This is a genomic window from Ruegeria sp. BE3 (assembly GCF_056538865.1).
In genome coordinates this window covers 238,895-261,269 of record NZ_JBQFTW010000001.1, presented here as the reverse complement: position 1 = coordinate 261,269, position 22,375 = coordinate 238,895, and the positions used below count along the sequence as shown (strand labels likewise).

Here is a 22,375-nt window from a genome sequence, read left to right as displayed (position 1 = left end):
AAACCGAAAGACAAATCATAGGAGAAGGCGAGTGGCAGGCTATCTGACGACCCATGTTCTTGATACGGCGCGCGGCTGTCCGGCTGAGGGACTGCGCATTACGCTCTATCGGATTTCCGGCGAAGAGCACCACAAACTCGCCGAGACAGAAACGAACGAGGACGGACGCACCAACAGCCCGATCCTGCCACAGGATGTGTTCGAAACCGGCACCTACGAGTTAATCTTCTTTGCCGGGGACTACTTGCGTGCAACCAGTCAGGATGGCGATGATCCGCTGTTTCTGGATCAGGTGCCAATCCGCTTCGGTATGTCCGACCCCGACGCACATTACCATGTGCCGCTGCTGTTATCGCCTTACGGCTACTCCACCTATCGCGGCAGCTAATCCCAAACACTCCCGCCCGTCGGACGCCCCCTTGCGGGGTCGCCTCCCGTTGGGCGAGGCAGCGCGCCATGCTGGCGCGCTGCGGCTTCGCACGTATCCGCACGTACACGCGCGCATTCAGAGCGCAACTGCGCCGCGGCTTTGCCGCGGCGCCCGGCCCAACGCTGTGCGGTGCCGGAACGGCACAAACAGGGGCGGGAGCATTCCTAGGATGAATATTCCGCAGTACGGACCACCTTGCCGATCCGCTCGATCATGAAGTCCATAAAAAGGCGGGCCTTGGGGTCTTGATGGCGCCGATGGGTATAAAGGCACGCCATCTGAACTGAGACTGGCGGCGTCTCGGCAGCCACTGGCACCAGACTACCCGCTTTCAGGTGGTCTGATACTTCAAACACTGGTTTCATGGCGATGCCCTGTCCAGACAGCGCCCAATCAGTCAGGACGTCTCCGTCATCGCATTCAAAACGCCCGGACACTGCAAACCGCTTCGGACCGTCAGGCGTTTCCAGCATCCACTGAAATTCTGTCGCGCCGGGAAAGCGAAGATTCAGGCATTCATGCTTATCTGCGATCAAATCGGCACCGGTCGCTGGCATGCCTCGTCGTGCAACATATTCGGGGGCCGCGCAGAGCACGCGCTGGCAATCGGCGATCTTACGAATGCGCAAGGTGCTATCCTCGGGCTGACCAATGAAGAAAGCCAGATCCAGCCCCTCGGTCGTCAGATCAACCGATCGGTCCGTCAATCGCAAGCGGACATCGATCTCCGGATATTCCGACAGAAAATCAGGCACATAGGGTGCCAACAACCGTCGCCCTACACCCAAAGGCGCGGCAACGAACAGCGAACCGCGTGGCGCTTCGGTCAGATGGGTAACCTGCGCCTCGGCCTCGTCCACCGCATCCAGCACCGCCACGGCACCGGGGTAAAAAGCCTTGCCCTGCTCGGTCGGAGACAGGTTGCGCGTTGTGCGCTGAAACAGGCGCACGCCGAGATGATCTTCCAACTGAGAAATTCGCGCCGAGGTCACAGCTGGCGAAATCCGTAGGTCACGCCCAGCGGCAGACATGCTACCCAGATCGTAAACTCTGACGAAGGTGCGAATATTGTCGAGATAGGACATCTTATCGTTTTTTTTGATACAGTTTGACAATATACGGGAATACCGAAGAAAAGCCCGTTTGCCTAGTGTGGCGGTAACTTATCGGAGACCTAATCGATGTACGACTTCGCCGTTTTCTGGGATTGGATGGGTTTTGGTGTGCGCTGGCTGCATGTCATCACCGCCATCGCCTGGATCGGATCGTCCTTTTACTTCATTGCGCTGGACCTTGGCCTGAACCGCAACATCCCCGGCCCGGCGGATGGCGAAGAATGGCAGGTACATGGCGGCGGCTTCTATCACATCCAGAAATACCTGGTGGCCCCGGAACGGATGCCAGAGCATCTGACGTGGTTCAAATGGGAAAGCTACGCAACCTGGCTCAGCGGTGCGGCGCTGTTGATGATTGTCTATTGGGTGGGTGGAGAGCTCTATCTGATCGACGCCCAAAAGGCCGATCTGGCGTTGTGGCAAGGTATTCTGATCTCGGCTGCGTCACTGACTATTGGTTGGCTGGTCTATGATTTCCTTTGCAAATCCGGGCTGGGTGAGCGACCGACGCTGCTGATGGTTCTGCTGTTCGTCCTGCTGGTTGCCATGGGCTGGGGGTATAACCAGATTTTCACCGGTCGCGCGATGATGCTGCATCTGGGCGCGTTCACTGCGACGATCATGACCGCCAACGTGTTCTTTATCATCATGCCAAACCAGCGCATCGTGGTGGATGATCTCAAGAACGGCCGCACGCCGGATCCGAAATACGGTAAGATCGCCAAACTGCGTTCGACCCATAACAACTATCTGACCCTGCCAGTCGTGTTCCTGATGCTGTCGAACCATTATCCGCTGGCCTTTGCGACGGAATATAACTGGATCATCGCTGCGCTGGTTTTCCTGATGGGGGTCACCATCCGGCATTACTTCAACACCCGCCACGCCCGCGCCGGGAATCCCACCTGGACCTGGGCCGTCACCGCGCTGCTGTTCATCGCCATCATGTGGCTGTCGACCGCGCCGATGCACCAAACTCTGGAAGAGGCCGAGGCCGCAACGCTCACACCCTATGAACAGAAATTTGCTGCTGCGGACGGGTTTGAAGAGGCGCATGACGTTGTGCTGGGCCGCTGCTCGATGTGCCACGCGCGCGAACCGGTTTGGGAAGGCATCCTATGGGCCCCGAAAGGCGTTCTGCTGGAAACCGAAGCGGACATTGCCAGAAATGCACAGCAGATCTATCTGCAATCGGGCGTGACCCATGCCATGCCTCCGGCCAATGTGACCTATATGGAACCCGAGGACCGCGAAGCGATCATTCGCTGGTTCCGCAACGCCGATCTATAAGCCATTAATCCTGTGGTTCTGGCGTTTAGTGCTTCCCCTACGCGCCTTCAGATGCTCTAACAAGAACTCAACGAGCTGCGGTAATGTACTTCGCGGCTGTAGTGATTTCGACTTGGGGCAGTTGGAGCCATAGAATGACAGGGAGCAGACCGCGCAGCGCTCTGAAAAGCTGGTTTTTTGGTACGCTTGTAGCCCTGTCCCCCACCCTTGCTTCTGCGCTGGAAACAACGTTGTCCGCACCGGGCGCATCGAAAGCTCTTGTTGAACGACTGGAGGAGACGTCTTCGGTCTTCAACGCAGACTCACGAGATCTGGATACCTCGCTTGAGATTCTATCGGCGGCACTATCGGATTATCGCACCATCGTGCAGATCATGTATGACGAAGGATATTTCAGTCCCGTGGTCAGCATCAAACTGGACGGGCAAGAAGCAACCAAGATCAACTCGCTGAACGTGCCGGCGCAATTTGGCCGCGCCACGATATCCGTTCAATCTGGACCGAAATTCAAGTTCGGCACAGCGGTCGTGCAACCTCTGGCCCCCGAAACGGTTCTGCCCGAGGATTTTTCGACCGGCAAACTGGCAACGACCGGCGCTATTCAGCAGGCGGCCTCGGCCGGGGTTCAAGGCTGGCGAGATGCAGGCCATGCCAAAGCAGAAGTTGCAGATCAGAAAGTGATTGCCCGTCATGCGCAGGCCCGGCTGGATGCAACAATTGATCTGAATCCGGGGCGGCGTCTGACATTCGGCAAGATGATCATTCAGGGCGATACGCGAGTCCGGCACAAATCGATCAGAGATATCGCCGGTTTCCCATCGGGTGAGGTGTATTCTCCACAACAGGTACAAAAGGTGGGGACCCGGCTGCGCCGCACAGGCACGTTCAGCACTGTGTCGATACAGGAACGCGAGACACCAAACCCCGATGGCACCCTGGATTTCGATGCCACATTCGAAGACCTGCCGCCGCGCCGGTTGACATTCGGGGCTGAGATTGCCTCGCGCGATGGGGTCGATGTGACAGCCACATGGACCCATCGCAACGTGTTTCGCCGGGCCGAGCGTCTGCGGTTCGAGGCCGCCATCCGCAATATCGGCGGGGCCGAGGATATCGACGGACGTATTGGCCTGCGTCTGGATCAGCCCGACCGGCTGGGCCCCGACGACAATACCTTCTGGAGCGCACTGCTGGAGCGTCGCAATACTGAGAATTACAACGTCTCGGTCGCTTCGCTTGCCTATGGTGCGCGACGCACGTTCTCGGACCGGCTCTATGCCGAAGCATCAGCTGGCTTCCAGTGGTCGGATGCGGATGACGCCTATGGGGATGGGCGAAAGTTCAGGTATTTCATCATTCCGTTCCGATCGGAATGGGATGAACGCGACAGCAAGGTCAGCGCCACGCGCGGCTATTATCTGGATTCGCAGATCATGCCATTTGTCGGCTTTTCGGGCTCGGACTCAGGCCTGCGAATGTTCTTTGACGGGCGCGCCTATAATGATCTGGGCACAGGTGGGCGATTGGTGCTGGCGGGACGTGTCCAGCTGGGCTCGGTCCTGGGGCCGCCTGCCGATGGCGTGACCCCGGACTTCCTGTTCTTCTCGGGTGGTGCGGGCACCGTACGCGGGCAGCCGTTTGAAAGCCTCGGCATCCCCATCGGCGACGAAGTCGCAGGCGGCAGATCCTTTCTGGGTCTGTCTGCCGAAGTACGGGGACGCGTGACCGACGCCATCTCTCTGGTCGGATTTTATGACTATGGCGTTGTCGACACTTCATCCTTCGTGGGTAACGGGTCACAGGAACACTCTGGCGCGGGGATTGGCATCCGCTATGATCTGGGTGGTTTTGGCCCCCTGCGTTTTGACCTTGCAGTACCGGTTCAGGGCGATACCGGCAGCGGGCTGCAATTCTACCTTGGGATCGGACAGGCCTTTTGATGCGTCGCGTGACATATCCCCTGCTGCTCTGCTCGGTGGCCTTCACCGCACCTGTCCCTGTGGCCGCGCAGGACGAAGGTGGCAGCATGATCGAACGCTTCCTACAGGATACCCTGTCCGGCGACGATCAGAATGTCCGCGTGATCGGGTTGCAAGGCGCGCTGAGTTCGCGCGCGACCATCCAGGAGATCACAGTTGCCGATGATCAAGGCGTCTGGCTGACCATCAAAAATGCCGAGTTGGACTGGAACCGGCTGGGGCTGCTGCGGGGCCGTTTTTCAGTCAATGCGCTGACAGCGCAAGAGATTGACATCGCGCGCGCGCCCGGAACGACAACCAAGGATGCGCCCCCTCCCTCTGCCGAAACACAGCCGTTCCAATTGCCCGAACTGCCCGTCTCGATAGAGATCGGAGAGCTTCGTATCGATGATCTGTCGCTGGGTGAACCCCTGATCGGTGTTGCCGCCGAATTGCAGGTCAATGGGAACCTTTCGCTGGCCGATGGTGCGCTGGATACCACGCTCGACATCGACCGGCTGGACCGAGCAGGTGACACTATCGATCTGACTGCCGGGTTCGACAACTCAAGCCGCCAGATAGACCTTGACCTGACCGTTGCCGAGGCATCGGGCGGGTTGATTGCCACCGCGCTAGGAGTTCCCGACACGCCGCCAATCGAGTTGACCGCGAAAGGGTCAGGCCCTGTCAGTGACTTCACCGCTGATATCGGTCTCAGCAGCGATCAGCAGTTGCGGGTCACCGGACAGGTTCGGCTGCGTAGCGCTGTCGAGGGCGGCACGGCGGCGGACGGCATCGCCTTCACTGCCGATCTGGGCGGCGATCTGACCCCGTTTCTGGCCGAAGAGATGGACACATTCTTTGGCACCGATACCAAGCTGTTCGTGGATGGGCGGACACATCCGGACGGCGCGCTGGATATCTCGGATATCGAAATCACGTCGCAGGCACTGGAATTGAAAAGCCAGCTCAGCCTTGGGGCAGGAGGCACACTGGAACTGGCCGCGTTGCAAGGCCGGATAACGCCGCCGGAAGGAGACAGTGTCGTGCTGCCGATCAGTGGTGGCGACACCTCAATCGGAGCGGCACAGATCTCGGCCCTGTTTAACGCCGAGAACGGCAACCTCTGGGATTTGAGCCTGACCACGAACGCGGTCACAACGCCTAATCTGAAACTGGACGATGCTCGGATCTCTGGCCAAGGCACGCTGGATCAGACCGACGGGCTGTCGATCGAGGGCGATCTACAGGCGGCCCTGAACGGTATCGACCTCGCCGATCCGGCGCTCAACAAAGCCGTTGGGGATCAGGTCACACTGGACGGACAATTTGACTACGGCAGCGATCAGTCCCTGCAGCTTTCCGAGTTCGAGCTGGTAGGCAGCGACTATACGCTCGGCGCGGATGCGTTGATCAGTGGGCTTGCAACGGGATTGCAGGTCGACGGCGCTGCAACGCTAAAGGCCACCGATCTGTCACGGTTTTCCGATCTGGCACAGCTTCAGCTGGGTGGCGAGGCTTCGGTTCGGGTGCAGGGCAAGGGTTCACCGCTCGAACGCAGCTTTGACGGCACGGTGGTCGTCAACGGACGTGACCTGTCGACAGGTCGTGATGATATCGATCCGGTGATCACGGGCGAGACCGAGATCACACTGGATGCCAAACGTGGGTCCGATGGCGTCACCATCCGAGCGTTCAGCATCGACGGCGACGCACTGACCGCTCAGGCTAGCGGCACTGTCACAACACCTGATGGCAATGTCACTATCGACGGTCAGGCTAGCGTAAATGCGCCTGATCTTTCGGTCTTCTCTGGTCTGGCCAAACGCGAATTGGCCGGAACTGTTCAGGCACGGCTGGACGGCAAAGGTACCGTTCAGACGCTTGAGTTTGACGGCCAGGCCAGCGTGATCGGCACCGATATCCAGACCGGGATGAGCGATATCGATCCCTTGCTAACGGGCCGCATCACGATCAGCTTCGATGGTGCGCGTTCGGGGGACCAGATCGTCATTCGCGATGCCACAGTGAACGGCAAAGCTCTGACAGCGCAGGTCTCAGCAACGATTGACGACCCCACGGGAGACTTCGCTGTAGATGGCTCAGCCAAGGTAGATGTGCCTGATCTGTCACTGTTTTCCGGCCTCGCGGGGCGTGAATTGGCTGGATCGGTCAATGCCGACCTCTTGGGAAAGGGTGCTCAAGGATCCAGGACCTTCGACGTGAAAGGCAACGTAACGGCCGATGACATCGGCACCGGGATGGATGTGGTTGACAACCTTGTTCAGGGTCGGACCACGCTCAACGTGGATGCCGTGAATGACGATCAAGGGCTGAACATTCGCACCTTCCGCCTGAATGGCACAGCGCTGACCGCAAACGCCTCGGGTCAACTGGATCGCTCGGCTGGCGGCTTGACCTTTTCAGCAGCGCTGGACGATATGGCCCGTCTCTCGCCCACCCTGTCGGGTCCGTTGCGGTTAGAAGGTAATGTTGCCCCCACGGCGTCTGGGCTGGAAGGGACCGCGCGGCTTTTGGGGCCAGAGAGTTCATATGCCAGCCTGTCGGGAGATTTCGATACCAATGGCTCGGCCAATCTGGATTTTGATGCCCGACTCAATCGGATTGAACGGTTTGCACCGGATTTCCCCGGCACCATCTCTGCGACGGGCAAGGCCCAACGCGATGCGGGCAAATGGGTTATCGATGCCAGGGCAGAAGGTCCGGCACAGATCAACAGCACGGTCACCGGCACGTTTGATGAAACCAGCGGTACCGCCGATCTGAAAATGCGGGGCGGCGTCAATATTGGCATCGCCAATACCTTTATCACCCCGAACAGTTTGCAGGGCACTGCGCAATTCGACCTCGCCCTGAACGGAGCGCCATCGCTTGGCGCGCTCAGTGGAACGATCTCAACCTCGGGCACATCAATGGCGCTGCCGGAAGTCGGTCAGACAATCACCGGTATCAGCGGCGCAGTCACGCTCGGGCAGAGCCGTGCCACAATCGACCTGCAAGGCGGCGTGCGCGCCGGAGGCGGCTTTACAGTCAGAGGCCCGGTCGATCTGACGCCACCGTTCAACGCACAGATCACCACGGCAATCAACAATCTGGTTCTAACTGATAAGTTGCTGTTCGAAACTACGCTGAACGGCCAGATTGCGATGACAGGGGCATTGGCGGGCAACAGCTCGGTCGCCGGACAGATCAATTTCGGCGAGACAAACATCAACCTTGCCGCAGCGTCCGGCGCGGTTGGTGCCGCCCCGATCCCATCAATCGAACATCTCAACGAAAGCCAGGCTAGCTTCGTTACCCGAGAGCGCGCCAATCTGGTAGAACGCGAGGACGCTGAAAAGAGCAACTCTCGCATCGCGCTGGATATCGCTCTGCTCGCCCCGAAGGCGGTCTTTGTGCGGGGCCGTGGCGTTAACGCGGAACTGGGCGGACGCATTCAGATCGGCGGCACGACGACAGCGGTCGTTCCCTCCGGTCAGATCGAACTGATCCGGGGCAGCATCGACATATTGGGCCGCCGTCTGGCATTAACCAAGGGTGTGGTCACGCTGCAGGGTGACCTGACGCCCTATATCGAATTCGAATCCTCAACCAGCACATCCGATGGCACCGCGACCATCGAGATTGAAGGTCCGTTGGATGCACCGGAAATCGATGTATTCTCGGACCCTGAACGCCCCACTGAAGAGGCATTGGCGATGCTGCTGTTCGGCAACCGTTTCTCAGAGCTTTCGCCGTTCGTGATTGCGCAGATGGCGGCCTCGCTGGCACAACTCAGCGGCGCGGGCGGGGATGCCACCAAAGGCGTGCGCGATGCAACCGGGGTAGATACGATCGATATTGGCGCGACCGAAGGCGGCGCAGGCCGTCTGGGCGCCGGTGCCTATCTCAGCGATAACCTTTATACCGATTTCACCGTCAACACTGAGGGCGATACCGAAGTGAATCTGAATCTGGATGTCACCGACAGCTTCACGGTTCGGGGCACAGTAGACGGGCGTGGCGAGACCGGACTGGGTATCTTTTTCGAGCGCGACTACTAGGGCAAAAAAAGGGGCTGCCCTATGGGCAACCCCCTCTTTGGTTTCGAAACGGCTCAGAAATTGAAGCGAACACCAAAATCGGCAAGCACCTGGCCGTCACCTTCACGGCCAACTTTTTCGCGCCCAACAGCGCCGCGCAGCGAGGCACCACCGCCCAGATCGTGAATAATACCAACGCCATACTGCTGCGTATCGCCTTCGGCAGAACCATCACCATATGCCGCAGTCAATGTGGTCGCTGCGCCAATGTTATAGGCCAGTGACAGACCATAGGTCGTACCATCAGTTTCTTCACCAAAATCATTGTCAGGCGTATCACCGTCACGACCGACAAGCAGGGTGCCGCTGAAATCGCCAAAATCGGCACCCAAAGCCAGAACGACAAGATTCTGGCTGCTCTCTCCGTTTACACCATCGGTCTTACCGTAGATCAGCGTGGCTGAAATGTTGTCTATGGCGTAAATAGCGCTGACATCCCAACGATCTGCACCTTCTTCGCTATCGGAATCATAGGACCCGGTGAAGGAAAAACCATCAATATGGTACTGGAAGAATACGGCGTTCGAACCTGCTCCGGTCGATGAATATTCAAGGAACTCATAATCGACCCCCGAATACTGACCCAAAAATTCTTCCAGACCCGGCTCATTCCCGAAATAGAGGTCCGAGTTGTCAAAGGAGCCTGCAACGTTGCCAGCATCAATTCGTAGGCCGCCATAGATGACAGAGAACCGCGCGCCGTTCAGCCCGGCCTGATTAGCCTCACCAGTGCTGCTGCTTTCGTCCGCCTGAAGACGAACTCGTGCCGAGAATTTGATGCCTGTATCGGTTTCCGCATCCCCGTCGAGATTCAGGCGGAAGCGCGAAACCAAAATGGTGTCGTCAACATTTTCATCAGCTGAGCGATCTTCCTGATAGCCGATACCAAAGCGGGCAAAACCACTGAACTTTACGTCAGCCACGGCGACGTTTGCGGTCGCAAACAGCGCCGCAGAAGCGAAGAGAACATGTTTCATGTCGTGTTCCGTAATTTGAGTGAATGAGCTTGCTGCAAAAGCTGGCACGGGTCCTCATCGGTCAAATCCGATTGACCTGCAATACGCCCGGGTCAATTCAGGAAAGACCACACGATATCTGCCCCTCTGGATCGGATGTGCTTAATGAAGATCAATTCACAAAAAAACAGAAATCGGGCCACATGACAGGTCCATAAATTCGCCCACGATGCACTCATAACATTTTGATAAATATAACTTATTATATCAGGATTCGCGCGACTTCACTTGTCAAATCCCATTCTTTCGATTGCGCTATACTCGCAAAATGCCTTTTGTTTCTCAGCCTTCGACGCGGCCTGAAAGTCACAGATTTCGGCATAACGTTATCGTGTGTCTTACCAACCATTGAAACGTTACATTGAGTGATTAATGGCCCGTTTTTTCCGATGAACCCGTCCGTTCTCATGAGCGATTGCACTGGGCAATCGAACGTTGGCAGCCAGCAAATTCAACATCTTTATCGCGGGTTTCGATGGTGAAACAAAAAAGGGCGGCCTTGTTCAGAGCCGCCCTAAAAATTATGTCAAATCACTGCTTCCGCTATTCCGCAGCGATGGCGTCTTCGATCTTTTCAATCCGGACTGCCGAGAACTTGAACTCTGGGATCTTACCATAAGGATCGATGGCCGAGTTGGTCAGGATATTCGCCGCCGCCTCGACATATGCAAACGGGATGAACACCATATCCTCGGCAATCGCCCGGTCCGCGCGAACCATGATCTCAATCGAACCGCGACGGGTGGTCAGACGGATCGTTTCACCCGGCTCAATCCCCATCAGTTTGAGCGTGCGCGGGTTCATCGAGCAGTTCGCCTCGGGTTCCACCGCGTCCAGAACGGTTGCACGTCGAGTCATCGAACCTGTGTGCCAATGCTCCAGCTGACGTCCGGTGGTGGCGATCATCGGATAGTCTTCATCCGGGGCCTCATCCGGCGGGATGATGCTGGCCGGTGTGAATCTGGCCTTACCATCCGCGCGGGGGAACCCGTCGCCGAACACGATGGACTGCCCTGGATCGGTTTCGCTGAGAGACGGGTATGTGATCGTCTCGCTCTCAAGCCGTTCCCAGGTGATATTGTTCAGCGACTCCATGGTCAGCTTCATCTCGGCAAAGACCTGAGACACATCGGTGTAATCCCAGTTCAATCCGATGCGCTGCGCCAGCTCGACGGTGATCCGCCAATCCTCGCGCGCCTCACCCGGAGGGGTCACAGCCGGGCGCACCCGCTGAACCTGACGGTTGGTGTTCGACACGGTGCCGTTCTTCTCATACAGCGCTGAGGCGGGCAGGATGATGTCGGCATAGTTCGCCGTTTCGGTCAGGAAGATATCCTGCACGATCATCAGCTCCAGCTTGGCCAGAGCCTCGCGCGCGTGGCCCACATCAGGGTCGGACATGGCCGGGTTTTCACCCATGATGTACATACCCTTGATGTTGCCTTCATAGGCCTGGTCGATGATCTCGGTAACGGTCAGCCCCTTCTCGTTCGAGAAATCGTCCGAGCCCCAGACATCCGTAAACTGCGCCCGGATACTGTCATCCGTGACCGTCTTGTAGTCCGGCAGGAACATCGGGATCAGGCCTGCGTCAGACGCACCTTGCACGTTGTTCTGACCACGCAGCGGGTGCAGACCCGCACCGGGTTTGCCGACATTACCGGTCATCAACGCAAGGCTGATCAGGCAGCGCGAGTTATCCGTGCCGTGGATGTGCTGGCTGACGCCCATGCCCCAGAAGATCAGACCGGCCTTGGCCTGCGCAAAGGTGCGCGCAACACGGCGCAGCTGATCCGGTTCGATACCGCAGATCGGCGCCATCGCCTCGGGCGTGAACTGGCGCAGGTGTTCTTTCTCTGCCTCCCAGTTTTCGGTCCAGCGATGGATATACTGGCTGTCATACAGCTCTTCCTCGACGATCACGTTCATGATCGCGTTCAGCATCGAGACATCCGCGCCGGGGCGGAATTGCAGCATTTCATCGGCAAACTTGCGCATGCCAACGCCGCGCGGGTCCATGACGATCAGCTTGCCGCCGCGTTTGGTGAACTGCTTGAAGTAGGTGGCCGCAACGGGGTGGTTTTCAATCGGGTTGGCCCCGATGATGATCGCCACATCCGCGTTTTCGATCTCGTTGAAAGTCGCGGTCACGGCACCCGAGCCAACGTTCTCGATCAGAGCCGCCACAGACGACGCGTGGCACAGACGGGTGCAGTGGTCGACATTGTTGTGTTTGAAGCCCTGACGGATGAACTTCTGGAACAGATAGGCCTCTTCGTTGGTACACTTGGCCGAGCCAAAGCCTGCAACGTTGCGCGGGTCTTCCTCACGCAAGGCCATCAGTTTGGAGGCAGCCAAATCCATCGCCTCTTCCCATGTCGCTTCGCGGAAATGGGTCGACAGGTCCGATGGATCGACATTCAGACCTTTCTCAGGCGCATCCTCGCGTCGGATCAGCGGTTTGGTCAGGCGATGCGGGTGGTGGATGTAATCAAAGCCAAAGCGGCCTTTGACGCAGAGGCGGCCTTCGTTGGCGGGACCGTTAATGCCCTCGACATATTTGACCTTACCATCTTTGACCTTCAGCGAGACCTTGCAGCCAACCCCGCAGAACGGGCAGACGCTTTCGGTCTCGGAATCGTAGTCTTTGCTGTCGCCCTGTTGCTGGTCATCCAGCACCGTAGCGGGCATCAGCGCTCCTGTCGGACAGGCCTGAACGCATTCACCACAGGCCACGCAGGTCGAGGCGCCCATCGGATCGTTCTGGTCGAACACCACCTGCGCAGTGTGACCGCGACCGGCCATACCGATTACGTCATTCACCTGCACGTCACGGCAGGCGCGGACGCAGAGGTTGCAGTTGATGCAGGCATCCAGATTGACACGCATCGCAACGTGGCTGTCATCCAGCAGCGGGATCTTCTCGGCCTCTTTGGCTGGGAAACGGCTTTCACTGACATCGTTCAGCTTGGCCATGTCCCAGAAATGGCTGGACGTGTCGTGTGCTTCTTCAGGCTGGTCAGCTACCAGAAGCTCCATGACCATAGCACGCGACTTCTCAGCACGCTCGCTGTCGGTCTTCACAACCATACCGTCCGCTGCAGGGCGGATGCACGAGGCGACCAGCGTGCGCTCGCCTTCCACCTCGACCATACAGGCGCGGCAGTTGCCATCGGGCTTGTAGCCCGGCTGTGGCTTGTGGCACAGGTGCGGGATGGTGAACCCCTGCCCCTTGGCGGCTTCCCAGATGGTCCAGCCTTCGGGCACGGTGACATCTTCGCCGTTCAGGTTGAAGGTGACGGTCTTGTTTGGGCTTGCATCAAGCATGGCTCTGTCTCCCTCAGATTTCGTCAGCGAAGTGTTTCATGACAAGGCGGATCGGGTTCGGGGCCGCCTGCCCCAGACCGCAGATCGAGGCGTCGCCCATCACCTGACACAGGTCTTCCAGCAGGTCCTGATCCCACTTGTCGGCCTGCATCAGCTTCACCGCCTTTTCACAGCCGGCACGGCAGGGCGTACACTGGCCGCAGCTTTCGTCTTCGAAGAAGCGCAGCATGTTCAGCGCCGCATCCCGCGCGGTGTCCTGATCGGACAGAACCACCACGGCGGCGGAGCCGATGAAGGTGCCCAGCGGCTGCAAGGTGTCGAAGTCCAGCGGCACATCGTCAATCGATGCGGGCAGCAGGCCCGAGGACGGGCCGCCCGGCTGATACGCTTTGAACACATGACCTTCGGCCATGCCTCCAGCAGCTTCGATCACATCCAGAATGGTTGACCCCGCAGGCAGCAGGTAGACCCCCGGCTTGGCCACTCGGCCCGAGACCGAATAGCTGCGCAGACCTTTGCGGCCATTCTTTTCAGTGCTGTTGAGGCATTCCGGCCCCTCGCGGCACACTTTGGTGACCCAATAGAGCGTCTCAACATTGTGCACCAAGGTCGGGCGGTTAAAGACCCCAACCTGCGCCACGAACGGAGGACGATGGCGCGGCAGGCCCTTCTTGCCTTCGATCGACTCGATCATCGCGGACTCTTCACCACAGATGTAAGCACCAGCACCCCGGCGTAGATCGATGTAACCGGGCTCAACAATCCCGGCCTGCTCCAGCGCAGCAATCTCCCGACGCAGAATCTCCAGAACCGCCGGATATTCGTCACGCATGTAGATAAAGCAGGTCTCGGCCTCGACCGCCCATGCGGCGATCAGCATCCCTTCAAGGAAGACATGCGGCGTGCGTTCCAGATAGTAACGGTCCTTGAACGTGCCGGGCTCGCCTTCGTCCCCGTTCACGGCCAGATAGCGCGGACCTTCGTTCATGCGAACGAAGCCCCATTTCTTGCCGGACGGGAATCCTGCGCCGCCCAGACCGCGCAGGCCCGAGGTCAGGACATCTTCCTGCACCTTTTCCCAATCACCGCCATCGCGCAGTTCTTTCAGCTTGGCGTAACCGCCATCCGCCTCATAGGCCGCGAAGGTTTCGTAGACGGGCAGGTGCGCATGGGTATCATCGGCGGCAATTGCGGCCTGCACCTTTTCGGGGGTCGCATGATCGATATGGTTGTGACCGATCTCAAGCACCGGAGCCGTGTCGCATCGGCCCATGCAGGGCGCGCGGACAACGCGCACCTCAGCCGGGTCCAGACCGTCTTCCAGAGCTTTCTGCAACTGTTGGGCACCAGCCATCTCGCAGGACAGAGAATCACAGACGCGGATCGTCAACGCAGGAGGAGGCGTCTCGCCTTCTTTCACGACGTCGAAATGGGCATAGAAGGTGGCGGTCTCATAGATCTCGGCCTGACCGATGCGCATCTCAACCGCAAGTGCTGCGATGTGGTCGGCGCTGATGTGGCCGTGTTCGTCCTGTATCAAATGCAAGAATTCGATCAGCAGGTCGCGGCGGCGCGGGCGATCACCCAGCAGGCGATGAATCTCTGCCTGTGCCTCATCCGAGAATTGACGGCCTTTGGGCGTGTGCCGCCCCTTGCCTTTACCTGACTTCCAGACGCCCTTTGGCGCGCCTGATGGCTTGGTATCTAATGGTGCCATGATGCCCTCCGATTGAGGCTCCGTGTCTCATCAGAATAGCATATCGTCAAATCGCTTGTCGCAATCGCACGATAACGACAGCTTATCACCGTAAAGACGTCACCACGGCACGCAAAGCCTCGACCGTTGGCAGTTCAGGATCGCGGGTCAGGGTCGCCAGACAAATCGGTTTGCTGACAAGAGGATCGACCAAAGGCAGCACTTTTGTCCCCTTCAAATCGCCCAGCGCGCGGACCAACACCCGAGGAACCACGGTAGCCGCCAACCCCTCGCGCGCCATCACCATCGAGGCGGTAAAACCGCTGGTTTCGGCAACCACATGGGGATGCAGGCCCTGCTCGGCAAAAATGCGATCCAGAATACGTCGGTTCTGCATCTGCGGCTCCAACAGGCTGATGGGAAACTCGGCAACCCGCGCCCACGGGATCGGGTCGGTTTCATCCGTCATATGCGATGGAACCAACAAAACATAAGTTTCCTCATAGAGCGGCTGCACCTGCCTCAAATCTGTGCCGATACTGTCGCCATATGTAATGCCCGCATCCAGGCTGCCTTCATCTAACCGGTGCTGGATCGCTGTCGCGGACATGGTTTCGATTCGAGAGAGAATACGCGGATGCGCCAACTGCAGGCGCTTTATCAACCGGCCAGTGAAGGCGATCGCCGTCGGAATCACGCCCAAGATCAATGTACCTGTAATTTCACCCTTCGAGGCAAGCACCTGCTGCTCCAGGGCCTTGGTATCGTCAAGGATACGCCGCGCACGCTGCACGATCATCTCGCCCTCTTCAGTCAGGCCCTGAAACCGGTTGGCGCGACGGACGATGGAGACGCCCAGACGATCCTCAAGATTGCGGATGCGCATTGAAAACGCAGGCTGAGAAATTCCGCATTCTTCCGCCGCCTTGGCAAAATGCCGATGCCGCGCCAAGGCGCTGAGGAGTTGTAGGTCACGGATTTCAATCATCTATCTTTTCTCGGGTTACGGGTCGGCCCAACACTACAGCGTATCGGACGGAAAAAAGTAAGCCCGCATCTATTCTTCTTAGCGTCCTGATTATGTTACTGAAACCCGGCGCTTGGATTTCAAACACAGATAGCATTTTAGGGCTATAGTGCGCGTGCTTTGACTAACCAGTTGGAGTGTTTGCCAATTGCTGCCTGAGCGTATTCTCGTCCTGCAATCCCCAAAATTCGGAGAGCTTTCCGTCTTTGATTTTATAGATACTGATAATCTTGAACTTTACCGGGTGCCCGGTCGCAGGAACGCCCAACCACTCAGCCGTATGCGTTCCCGTAAGCGTCTTGTACGCGACAACGTTATCGCCCTCGGCGATCATCATTTCTACAGTTGCATGTAAATCGGGGAACGCCTGCAAGAAAGTTGCATATCCATTTTTTAGACCTTCAATGCCGCCGACAAACGCACCTCCCCCGCTCGATGTGTGATCGACGAAGTCTTCCGCGAAAATGTCGTAAATAGCGTCGAGCGAATGACCGTTTTGTATTTCGTCGATATATCTCTTCACAACGGCCTTGTTTGCTTCGAGAGTTGCGTTTTCCATCCCAACCCAACCAAGTTTAGAAAAAACTCCGTTGCAGATAGCACATTTCTCGAAGCAATTGCACCGCTTCAGGTATTGAAGAGGAAGTGCATCACATCACCGTCCTTGACGATGTAGCCCTTGCCCTCGGCCCGCATCTTGCCCGCTTCTTTCGCTCCCTGCTCACCATTCGCGGCGATGTAGTCGTCATAGGCGATGGTCTCGGCGCGGATGAAACCCTTTTCGAAATCGCCATGGATCACACCTGCCGCCTGCGGCGCGGCGGTTCCGGTGCGGATGGTCCAGGCACGGGCCTCTTTCGGGCCGACGGTGAAATAGGTTTCCAGTTTCAGCAGGTCGTAGCCCGCGCGGATCAGGCGGTCGAGACCGGGTTCTTCCAGACCCATCTCCTCAAGGAACATCTGCGCTTCGTCGTCTTCCAGCAGGCTGATCTCTTCTTCGATCTTGGCACTGATGATGACATGAGAGTTGCCCTGCTCCGCTGCCATCTCGGCAACCTTAGCCGAATATTCGTTGCCTTCGGCGGCTTCTTCCTCGGACACGTTGCAGACATAGAGCACCGGTTTTGTGGTCAGCAGTTGCAGCATCTTCCACGCCTTGGCGTCTTCGTCCGACACCTCGACCAGACGCGCAGGCTTGCCGCTTTCCAGCATTTCCTGTGCCTCGGCCAACAGGCGGTCCTGCTGCTGCGCCTCTTTGTCGTTGCCTTTCAGCTTGCGCACCAGATTGGCGCGGCGCTTTTCGATGCTTTCCAGATCGGCCAGCATCAGCTCGGTCTCAATCGTGTCGGCATCGGCAACCGGATCAACGCGGCCATCGACATGGGTCACGTCACCATCTTCGAAACAACGCAGCACATGGGCAATGGCGTCAGTCTCGCGGATATTCGCCAGGAACTGGTTGCCCAGACCCTCGCCTTTCGAGGCCCCTTTTACCAGACCGGCGATATCCACAAATGTCATCCGCGTGGGAATGATCTGCTTGGATGACGCAATCGCCGCCAATTTGTCCAGCCGATCATCAGGAACGGCTACATCGCCCACATTGGGTTCAATGGTGCAGAAGGGGAAATTCGCCGCCTGCGCGGCTGCGGTTTTGGTCAACGCGTTGAACAAGGTCGACTTGCCCACATTCGGCAGACCCACAATTCCCATTTTAAAGCCCATCACGGCCTCCTGCATACCGGTTGCGCGCTGCTTCTATGCAGGTCAGCGGCAATGCGCAAGGCATGGGTGTCCGTCTTGCGCCGAGTCCATTCTGCCACATCACGAAAGCGAGATCGCATTGTGTTCTTGCGCGTATTGAAATCACGCACTTACAGTCACCAATAAAAGTAATCAGAAAACGACGGACATAGTAGTGAAGATGAAATCCCTTCTTGTATTGGCATTTACACTGGCTGCAGCAGGTGCAGCTCAGGCACAATCTGTTATCTTTGGCGCAGGATATGCGGACTACTCGGCTGGCTCGGGTGACGATCAGGCAATATTCTCGCTGGAATATCAGCACCGCCCGTTTCACGAGGCAACCCGGTTCAGCGCCACATGGGGGGCTGCCCTGACAGTCGATTCCGATGGTGACACGCATCTGGGTGCCGGTTTGGTCGGGCTCTACAGTTTTGCAGATCGCTGGTTCGTCGAAGGAAGCGTCTTCCCGGGCTACTATAATGAATCAAACGCAGCAAACGATCTGGGTGGTAGCTTCCAGATCCGCAGCCTGCTGGGTTTGGGGTATACGCTCGACAGCGGCAACAAGGTGTCCCTGGCAATCACGCACATCTCGAACGCCAGCACCCAGGATGACAATCCGGGCGTGAACTCGGTGTTCCTGAGATATCATTACGCGTTCTGAGGCAACCGGGATTGATTTTCGGGTCAAGTTTCTGCACATCAGGTCCAAACCTCGTGTGCAAGGAATTCCGATGACCCGTATCGACGCCAAATTCGCCGCTTTGAAAGCCGAAGGGAAGAAGGCCTTTGTTGCCTATATCATGGCCGGTGATCCGGACTATGAAACGTCGCTTGAGGTGGTCAAGGGTTTGCCCGGTGCAGGGGTTGATGTGATCGAACTGGGGTTGCCGTTTACCGACCCGATGGCAGATGGGCCAACCATTCAGGCCGCAGGTCAGCGCGCGCTTGATGGTGGTATGACCCTGCAGCGTACTCTGGATCTCGCGCGCGCATTTCGCGAAACGGATGATACAACCCCGATCGTGCTGATGGGGTATTACAACCCGATCTACAGCCGGGGCGTCGACACCTTTTTGGAAGACGCCAAAGCAGCGGGGATAGACGGGCTGATCGTGGTCGATCTGCCGCCTGAGGAAGACGAGGAGCTGTGCCTCCCAGCACAGGCCGCGGGTCTGAACTTCATTCGACTGGCAACGCCAACCACCGACGACAAACGTTTGCCACGCGTTTTGCAGAACACATCTGGCTTCGTCTACTATGTCTCGATCACGGGCATCACAGGCGCTGCCGAGGCTCAGGCGACCGATGTCGGCCCCGAAGTGTCACGGATCAAGGCCAAGACCGACCTGCCCGTCATTGTCGGCTTTGGCATCAACACGCCCGAAAAGTCGCGCGCAATCGCCAGTGTCGCCGATGGAGCAGTGGTTGGTTCGGCCATTGTCAGCCAGATTGGCGCGGGCAAACCGGCGGCTGAGGTCCTTGATTTCGTCAAGTCTCTGGCAGACGGCGCGCATTCAGCCTGACTGACCTTCTGAGTTACAACTTTTTCTACAAGCCCCAGCGGACATCCTGTCGGCTGGGGCTTTGTCATTGGACCTCGTGATCAGCGCGGCAACCCACCGCATTCACGCGATGTTGCACAGGGCTTCAAGAATTGGTAAAGAAACTTAACCAATCCTGCAAAGGCCTGATGTCATGCCCGTGATCACCAATATCGAAGACCTCAAACGAATCTACGAACGTCGCGTTCCACGTATGTTTTATGATTATGCCGAAAGCGGCAGCTGGACTGAGCAGACTTTCCGCGAGAACAGCTCGGATTTCGAAGACATTCGCCTGCGGCAGCGGGTTGCAGTCGACATGACCGGACGCTCGACAGCATCGCAGATGATTGGGCAGGATGTGTCGATGCCGGTCGCGTTGGCACCTGTGGGCCTGACCGGGATGCAGCACGCCGATGGTGAGATCAAAGCGGCCAAAGCTGCCGAAGCTTTTGGTGTTCCGTTTACGCTTTCGACAATGTCGATCAACTCGATCGAGGATGTCGCCGAAAACACCTCGGCACCATTCTGGTTCCAGCTCTATACCATGAAGGATCAGGACTATGTCGGTCGACTGATCCAGCGGGCCAAAGACGCAAAATGTTCAGCCCTTGTCATCACGCTCGACCTGCAGATCCTGGGTCAACGGCACAAAGACCTGAAAAACGGCCTCTCCGCCCCGCCGAAGCTAACCCCCAAAACCATTGCCAACCTGATGACAAAATGGGCTTGGGGTATCGAGATGCTCGGCGCCAAGCGGCGAGAATTCGGCAACATCGTCGGTCATGTCGACAACGTAACCGACACCAGATCACTGGGCACGTGGACGGCAGAGCAGTTCGACCCTAGCCTCGACTGGGGTAAGGTCGAGAAGTTGATGGAGCAATGGGGCGGCAAAGTGATCCTCAAAGGCATTCTGGATGCGGAAGATGCCAAAATGGCCGCCAAGCTGGGTGCGGATGCAATCGTGGTTTCGAACCACGGGGGGCGACAGCTGGATGGCGCACTCAGCTCGATCCGAGTTTTGCCTGAGATCATGGACGCGGTCGGCGGCGACGTCGAGGTGCATCTCGACAGCGGCATCCGCTCGGGTCAGGATGTGCTGAAAGCGCTGGCGCTTGGCGCCAAGGGCACTTTCATTGGCCGCGCCTTTGTCTACGGTCTGGGGGCGATGGGCCAGAAAGGCGTGACGACCGCTCTGGAAGTGATCCAGAAAGAGCTGGACACGACAATGGCGCTCTGCGGCGAACGCAACGTGGCTGATCTGGGGCGTCATAATCTTCTGATACCCGAGGATTTTGGCGGTCGCTGGCAGGATTGATTTGCAGCCGCAATCAAGGATGGGGGCTCTGCCCCCGCCGCCCTTCGGGCGTCTCCCCCGGGATATCTATAGCCAGATGAAGCAGGGGATCCGTTCTTCATCTGGCTATAAATATCTCGGAGCGCGAGGCAGAGCCTCGCAAAATTCCCTGCTGACCAAAAAGCCCTTTCCAAACTGGGTGAATCAAGCTAAGGACGCGGCTTCACGCGGGCATACAGCCTTGGAGGATGCCCGCCCTAACATTGGAGAATTATCATGGCTGGAGAGATTCCTGATCTCGTAGCTCTGGAACGGACGGGGACAGGCAAGGGCGCCGCTCGTCAGGCACGCCGCGACGGCATGGTTCCGGGCATTGTTTTTGGTGGCGACAAAGAGCCGCTGCCGATCCAAATCCCGTTCAACGTCCTGTTCAAGCGCCTGAAAGCGGGCCGGTTCAAGTCGACCCTGTGGAACCTGAAGGTTGAAGGCCACGAAGACGTTCGCGTCATCTGCCGCGACGTTCAGCGTGACGTCGTCAAAGATCTGCCGACCCACCTGGACCTGATGCGCCTGCGTCGGACCACGAAGATCGCGTTGTTCATTCCTGTTGAGTTCGTCAACGAAGAAGCAGCCCCCGGCATCAAGAAGGGCGGCGTTCTGACCGTTGTCCGTCCGGAAGTCGAACTGATGTGCACCGCTGGTGACATTCCCGAGAAGATCACCGTTGATCTGACCGGTCTGAACATTAATGATGTTGTCACCATCTCATCGGTTGACCTGCCCACGGGCACCAAGCCGACCATCGACCGTGACTTCGTGATCGCCAACATCTCGGCACCGACAGGCCTGTCGACCGACGATGAAGAGGAAGGCGAAGAAGTGGCCGCAGACGAGGTTGAAGTCGTCGGCCAAGAAGAAGCCGAGGAATAAACCCGGTCGGAACATACCGGAGTTTGAAACGGGGCCTCTATCGGGCCCCGTTTTCTTTTGTCGCCCGGGCTGGAAAACCGGGGGCATTCCGTGCCATCAACCTGCTGCACTGGTTTCAGCGAACAAGGACGAGCCCATGAAACTGTTTGTCGGATTGGGAAACCCCGGATCAAAATATGCCCGGAACCGGCACAATATCGGCTTTATGGCCGTGGATCGGATCGCTGAAGATCACGGTTTCGGCCCGTGGAAATCCAAGTTCCAGGCCGAGATTGCCGAGGGGCGGCTCGGTCGCGAAAAGGTTCTGTTGATCAAACCCCAGACATTTATGAATCGTTCCGGCCAGTCCGTGGGCGAGGCGATGCGGTTCTACAAGCTAGATTCGACCGACGTGACCGTCTTTCACGACGAGCTGGATCTTGCGCCCGGAAAGGTGCGCGTCAAGGCGGGCGGAGGCCATGCCGGTCACAACGGATTGCGCTCAATCCACGAACACATCAGCCCGGCCTACGACCGGGTTCGGCTGGGGATTGGGCATCCGGGGCGGAAAGAGATGGTCTCGCCCTACGTTCTGGGGGACTTCGCCAAGGCCGATGCAGACTGGCTGGACGACGTGTTGCGTGGAGTATCGGATGGTGCGGGATACTTAGCCGATGGAGATGGCGGAAAGTTCATGAACGCGGTCGCGCTACGCACCGCCCCGCCGAGGTCTTCAAAAACCCCTGCCGAGAAGGCGAAAGCAGCTCCCAAACCTGCGCCAGAACCCGAGGTTGATGACCGCTCGGCCATGCAAAAGCTGCTTGATAAATTCAGATAGATCTTTGGCTGTTGCCGCAACGTCGTAATTGCGGATCGACATTCGGCACGCTCCAATACGGCAGCCGTTTGGGAGA

The 22,375-nt window shown here is 57.9% G+C and carries 16 protein-coding genes; 9 read left to right on the top strand and 7 right to left on the bottom strand.

Annotation, left to right across the window (positions count from 1 at the left end; all coding sequences use genetic code 11):
- Positions 1-31: 31 nt before the first annotated feature.
- Positions 32-388 carry a hydroxyisourate hydrolase gene (gene uraH / locus ACR0AZ_RS01240; protein WP_480469096.1) on the top strand — a complete coding sequence of 119 codons (357 nt, stop codon included), beginning with the start codon at positions 32-34 and terminating at the stop codon, positions 386-388.
- A gap of 206 nt (positions 389-594) precedes the next feature.
- Here the strand turns inward: uraH and ACR0AZ_RS01235 are convergent, their stop codons facing one another.
- Entirely contained in the window at positions 595-1,515 is a 921-nt protein-coding gene (locus ACR0AZ_RS01235; protein WP_480469095.1) for a LysR family transcriptional regulator, read from the bottom strand.
- Between the two features lie 96 nt (positions 1,516-1,611).
- Between ACR0AZ_RS01235 and ACR0AZ_RS01230 the strand changes: the two genes are divergently transcribed.
- The 3 genes from ACR0AZ_RS01230 (at position 1,612) to ACR0AZ_RS01220 (ending at position 8,857) form a co-directional block, all read left to right on the top strand.
- Complete coding sequence (locus ACR0AZ_RS01230; protein WP_480666579.1) at positions 1,612-2,835, top strand: urate hydroxylase PuuD; 1,224 nt, start codon at positions 1,612-1,614, stop codon at positions 2,833-2,835.
- Between the two features lie 134 nt (positions 2,836-2,969).
- The gene (locus ACR0AZ_RS01225) at positions 2,970-4,775 is read left to right on the top strand and encodes an autotransporter assembly complex protein TamA (protein ID WP_480469093.1); all 1,806 of its coding nucleotides are present in this window, start codon (positions 2,970-2,972) and stop codon (positions 4,773-4,775) included.
- Positions 4,775-8,857, top strand: coding sequence for a translocation/assembly module TamB domain-containing protein (locus ACR0AZ_RS01220; protein WP_480666578.1), 4,083 nt, complete (start codon positions 4,775-4,777; stop codon positions 8,855-8,857). The genes ACR0AZ_RS01225 and ACR0AZ_RS01220 overlap by 1 nt, the downstream gene beginning before the upstream one ends.
- A 53-nt stretch (positions 8,858-8,910) precedes the next feature.
- Here the strand turns inward: ACR0AZ_RS01220 and ACR0AZ_RS01215 are convergent, their stop codons facing one another.
- The 6 genes from ACR0AZ_RS01215 to ychF form a co-directional block, all read right to left on the bottom strand.
- A complete protein-coding gene (locus ACR0AZ_RS01215; protein ID WP_480469091.1) occupies positions 8,911-9,873 on the bottom strand; it encodes a porin in 963 nt (320 codons plus the stop codon).
- Positions 9,874-10,455: 582 nt separating this feature from the next.
- Positions 10,456-13,239 (bottom strand): formate dehydrogenase subunit alpha, encoded by a 2,784-nt coding sequence (gene fdhF, locus ACR0AZ_RS01210; RefSeq protein ID WP_480666577.1) that lies wholly within the window; start codon positions 13,237-13,239, stop codon positions 10,456-10,458.
- 13 nt (positions 13,240-13,252) lie between these two features.
- Positions 13,253-14,956 carry an NAD(P)H-dependent oxidoreductase subunit E gene (locus tag ACR0AZ_RS01205; RefSeq protein ID WP_480666575.1) on the bottom strand — a complete coding sequence of 568 codons (1,704 nt, stop codon included), beginning with the start codon at positions 14,954-14,956 and terminating at the stop codon, positions 13,253-13,255.
- Positions 14,957-15,041: 85 nt separating this feature from the next.
- Complete coding sequence (locus ACR0AZ_RS01200; protein WP_480469088.1) at positions 15,042-15,923, bottom strand: LysR family transcriptional regulator; 882 nt, start codon at positions 15,921-15,923, stop codon at positions 15,042-15,044.
- A gap of 163 nt (positions 15,924-16,086) precedes the next feature.
- Positions 16,087-16,521: an ester cyclase gene (locus tag ACR0AZ_RS01195; protein WP_480469087.1), complete on the bottom strand. Its 435-nt coding sequence runs from the start codon at positions 16,519-16,521 to the stop codon at positions 16,087-16,089.
- Positions 16,522-16,589: 68 nt separating this feature from the next.
- A complete protein-coding gene (gene ychF, locus ACR0AZ_RS01190) occupies positions 16,590-17,687 on the bottom strand; it encodes a redox-regulated ATPase YchF (protein ID WP_480469086.1) in 1,098 nt (365 codons plus the stop codon).
- Between the two features lie 199 nt (positions 17,688-17,886).
- Between ychF and ACR0AZ_RS01185 the strand changes: the two genes are divergently transcribed.
- The 5 genes from ACR0AZ_RS01185 to pth all read left to right on the top strand — a co-directional run bounded on the left by ACR0AZ_RS01185 (position 17,887) and on the right by pth (position 22,299).
- Entirely contained in the window at positions 17,887-18,372 is a 486-nt protein-coding gene (locus tag ACR0AZ_RS01185) for an acyloxyacyl hydrolase (protein ID WP_480469085.1), read from the top strand.
- 70 nt (positions 18,373-18,442) lie between these two features.
- Positions 18,443-19,234 carry a tryptophan synthase subunit alpha gene (trpA, locus tag ACR0AZ_RS01180; protein WP_480666574.1) on the top strand — a complete coding sequence of 264 codons (792 nt, stop codon included), beginning with the start codon at positions 18,443-18,445 and terminating at the stop codon, positions 19,232-19,234.
- Positions 19,235-19,406: 172 nt separating this feature from the next.
- On the top strand, positions 19,407-20,573 hold the full coding sequence (locus tag ACR0AZ_RS01175; RefSeq protein WP_480469083.1) for an alpha-hydroxy acid oxidase: 1,167 nt from the start codon (positions 19,407-19,409) through the stop codon (positions 20,571-20,573).
- A gap of 255 nt (positions 20,574-20,828) precedes the next feature.
- Positions 20,829-21,482, top strand: a complete 654-nt coding sequence (locus ACR0AZ_RS01170; protein ID WP_480657049.1) for a 50S ribosomal protein L25/general stress protein Ctc — start codon at positions 20,829-20,831, stop codon at positions 21,480-21,482.
- A 136-nt stretch (positions 21,483-21,618) separates the two neighbouring features.
- Positions 21,619-22,299 (top strand): aminoacyl-tRNA hydrolase, encoded by a 681-nt coding sequence (pth, locus tag ACR0AZ_RS01165; protein WP_480666573.1) that lies wholly within the window; start codon positions 21,619-21,621, stop codon positions 22,297-22,299.
- The last annotated feature ends 76 nt before the right edge of the window (positions 22,300-22,375 follow it).

Excerpts from the sequence above, each read along its gene's own strand:
- ACR0AZ_RS01235 (WP_480469095.1), bottom strand. The coding sequence starts at position 1,515 with ATGTCCTATCTCGACAATATTCGCACCTTCGTCAGAGTTTACGATCTG.
- ACR0AZ_RS01230 (WP_480666579.1), top strand. The coding sequence starts at position 1,612 with ATGTACGACTTCGCCGTTTTCTGGGATTGGATGGGTTTTGGTGTGCGC.
- ACR0AZ_RS01225 (WP_480469093.1), top strand. The coding sequence starts at position 2,970 with ATGACAGGGAGCAGACCGCGCAGCGCTCTGAAAAGCTGGTTTTTTGGT.
- ACR0AZ_RS01220 (WP_480666578.1), top strand. The coding sequence starts at position 4,775 with ATGCGTCGCGTGACATATCCCCTGCTGCTCTGCTCGGTGGCCTTCACC.
- ACR0AZ_RS01215 (WP_480469091.1), bottom strand. The coding sequence starts at position 9,873 with ATGAAACATGTTCTCTTCGCTTCTGCGGCGCTGTTTGCGACCGCAAAC.
- fdhF (WP_480666577.1), bottom strand. The coding sequence starts at position 13,239 with ATGCTTGATGCAAGCCCAAACAAGACCGTCACCTTCAACCTGAACGGC.
- ACR0AZ_RS01205 (WP_480666575.1), bottom strand. The coding sequence starts at position 14,956 with ATGGCACCATTAGATACCAAGCCATCAGGCGCGCCAAAGGGCGTCTGG.
- ACR0AZ_RS01200 (WP_480469088.1), bottom strand. The coding sequence starts at position 15,923 with ATGATTGAAATCCGTGACCTACAACTCCTCAGCGCCTTGGCGCGGCAT.
- ACR0AZ_RS01195 (WP_480469087.1), bottom strand. The coding sequence starts at position 16,521 with ATGGAAAACGCAACTCTCGAAGCAAACAAGGCCGTTGTGAAGAGATAT.
- ychF (WP_480469086.1), bottom strand. The coding sequence starts at position 17,687 with ATGGGCTTTAAAATGGGAATTGTGGGTCTGCCGAATGTGGGCAAGTCG.
- ACR0AZ_RS01185 (WP_480469085.1), top strand. The coding sequence starts at position 17,887 with ATGAAATCCCTTCTTGTATTGGCATTTACACTGGCTGCAGCAGGTGCA.
- trpA (WP_480666574.1), top strand. The coding sequence starts at position 18,443 with ATGACCCGTATCGACGCCAAATTCGCCGCTTTGAAAGCCGAAGGGAAG.
- ACR0AZ_RS01175 (WP_480469083.1), top strand. The coding sequence starts at position 19,407 with ATGCCCGTGATCACCAATATCGAAGACCTCAAACGAATCTACGAACGT.
- ACR0AZ_RS01170 (WP_480657049.1), top strand. The coding sequence starts at position 20,829 with ATGGCTGGAGAGATTCCTGATCTCGTAGCTCTGGAACGGACGGGGACA.
- pth (WP_480666573.1), top strand. The coding sequence starts at position 21,619 with ATGAAACTGTTTGTCGGATTGGGAAACCCCGGATCAAAATATGCCCGG.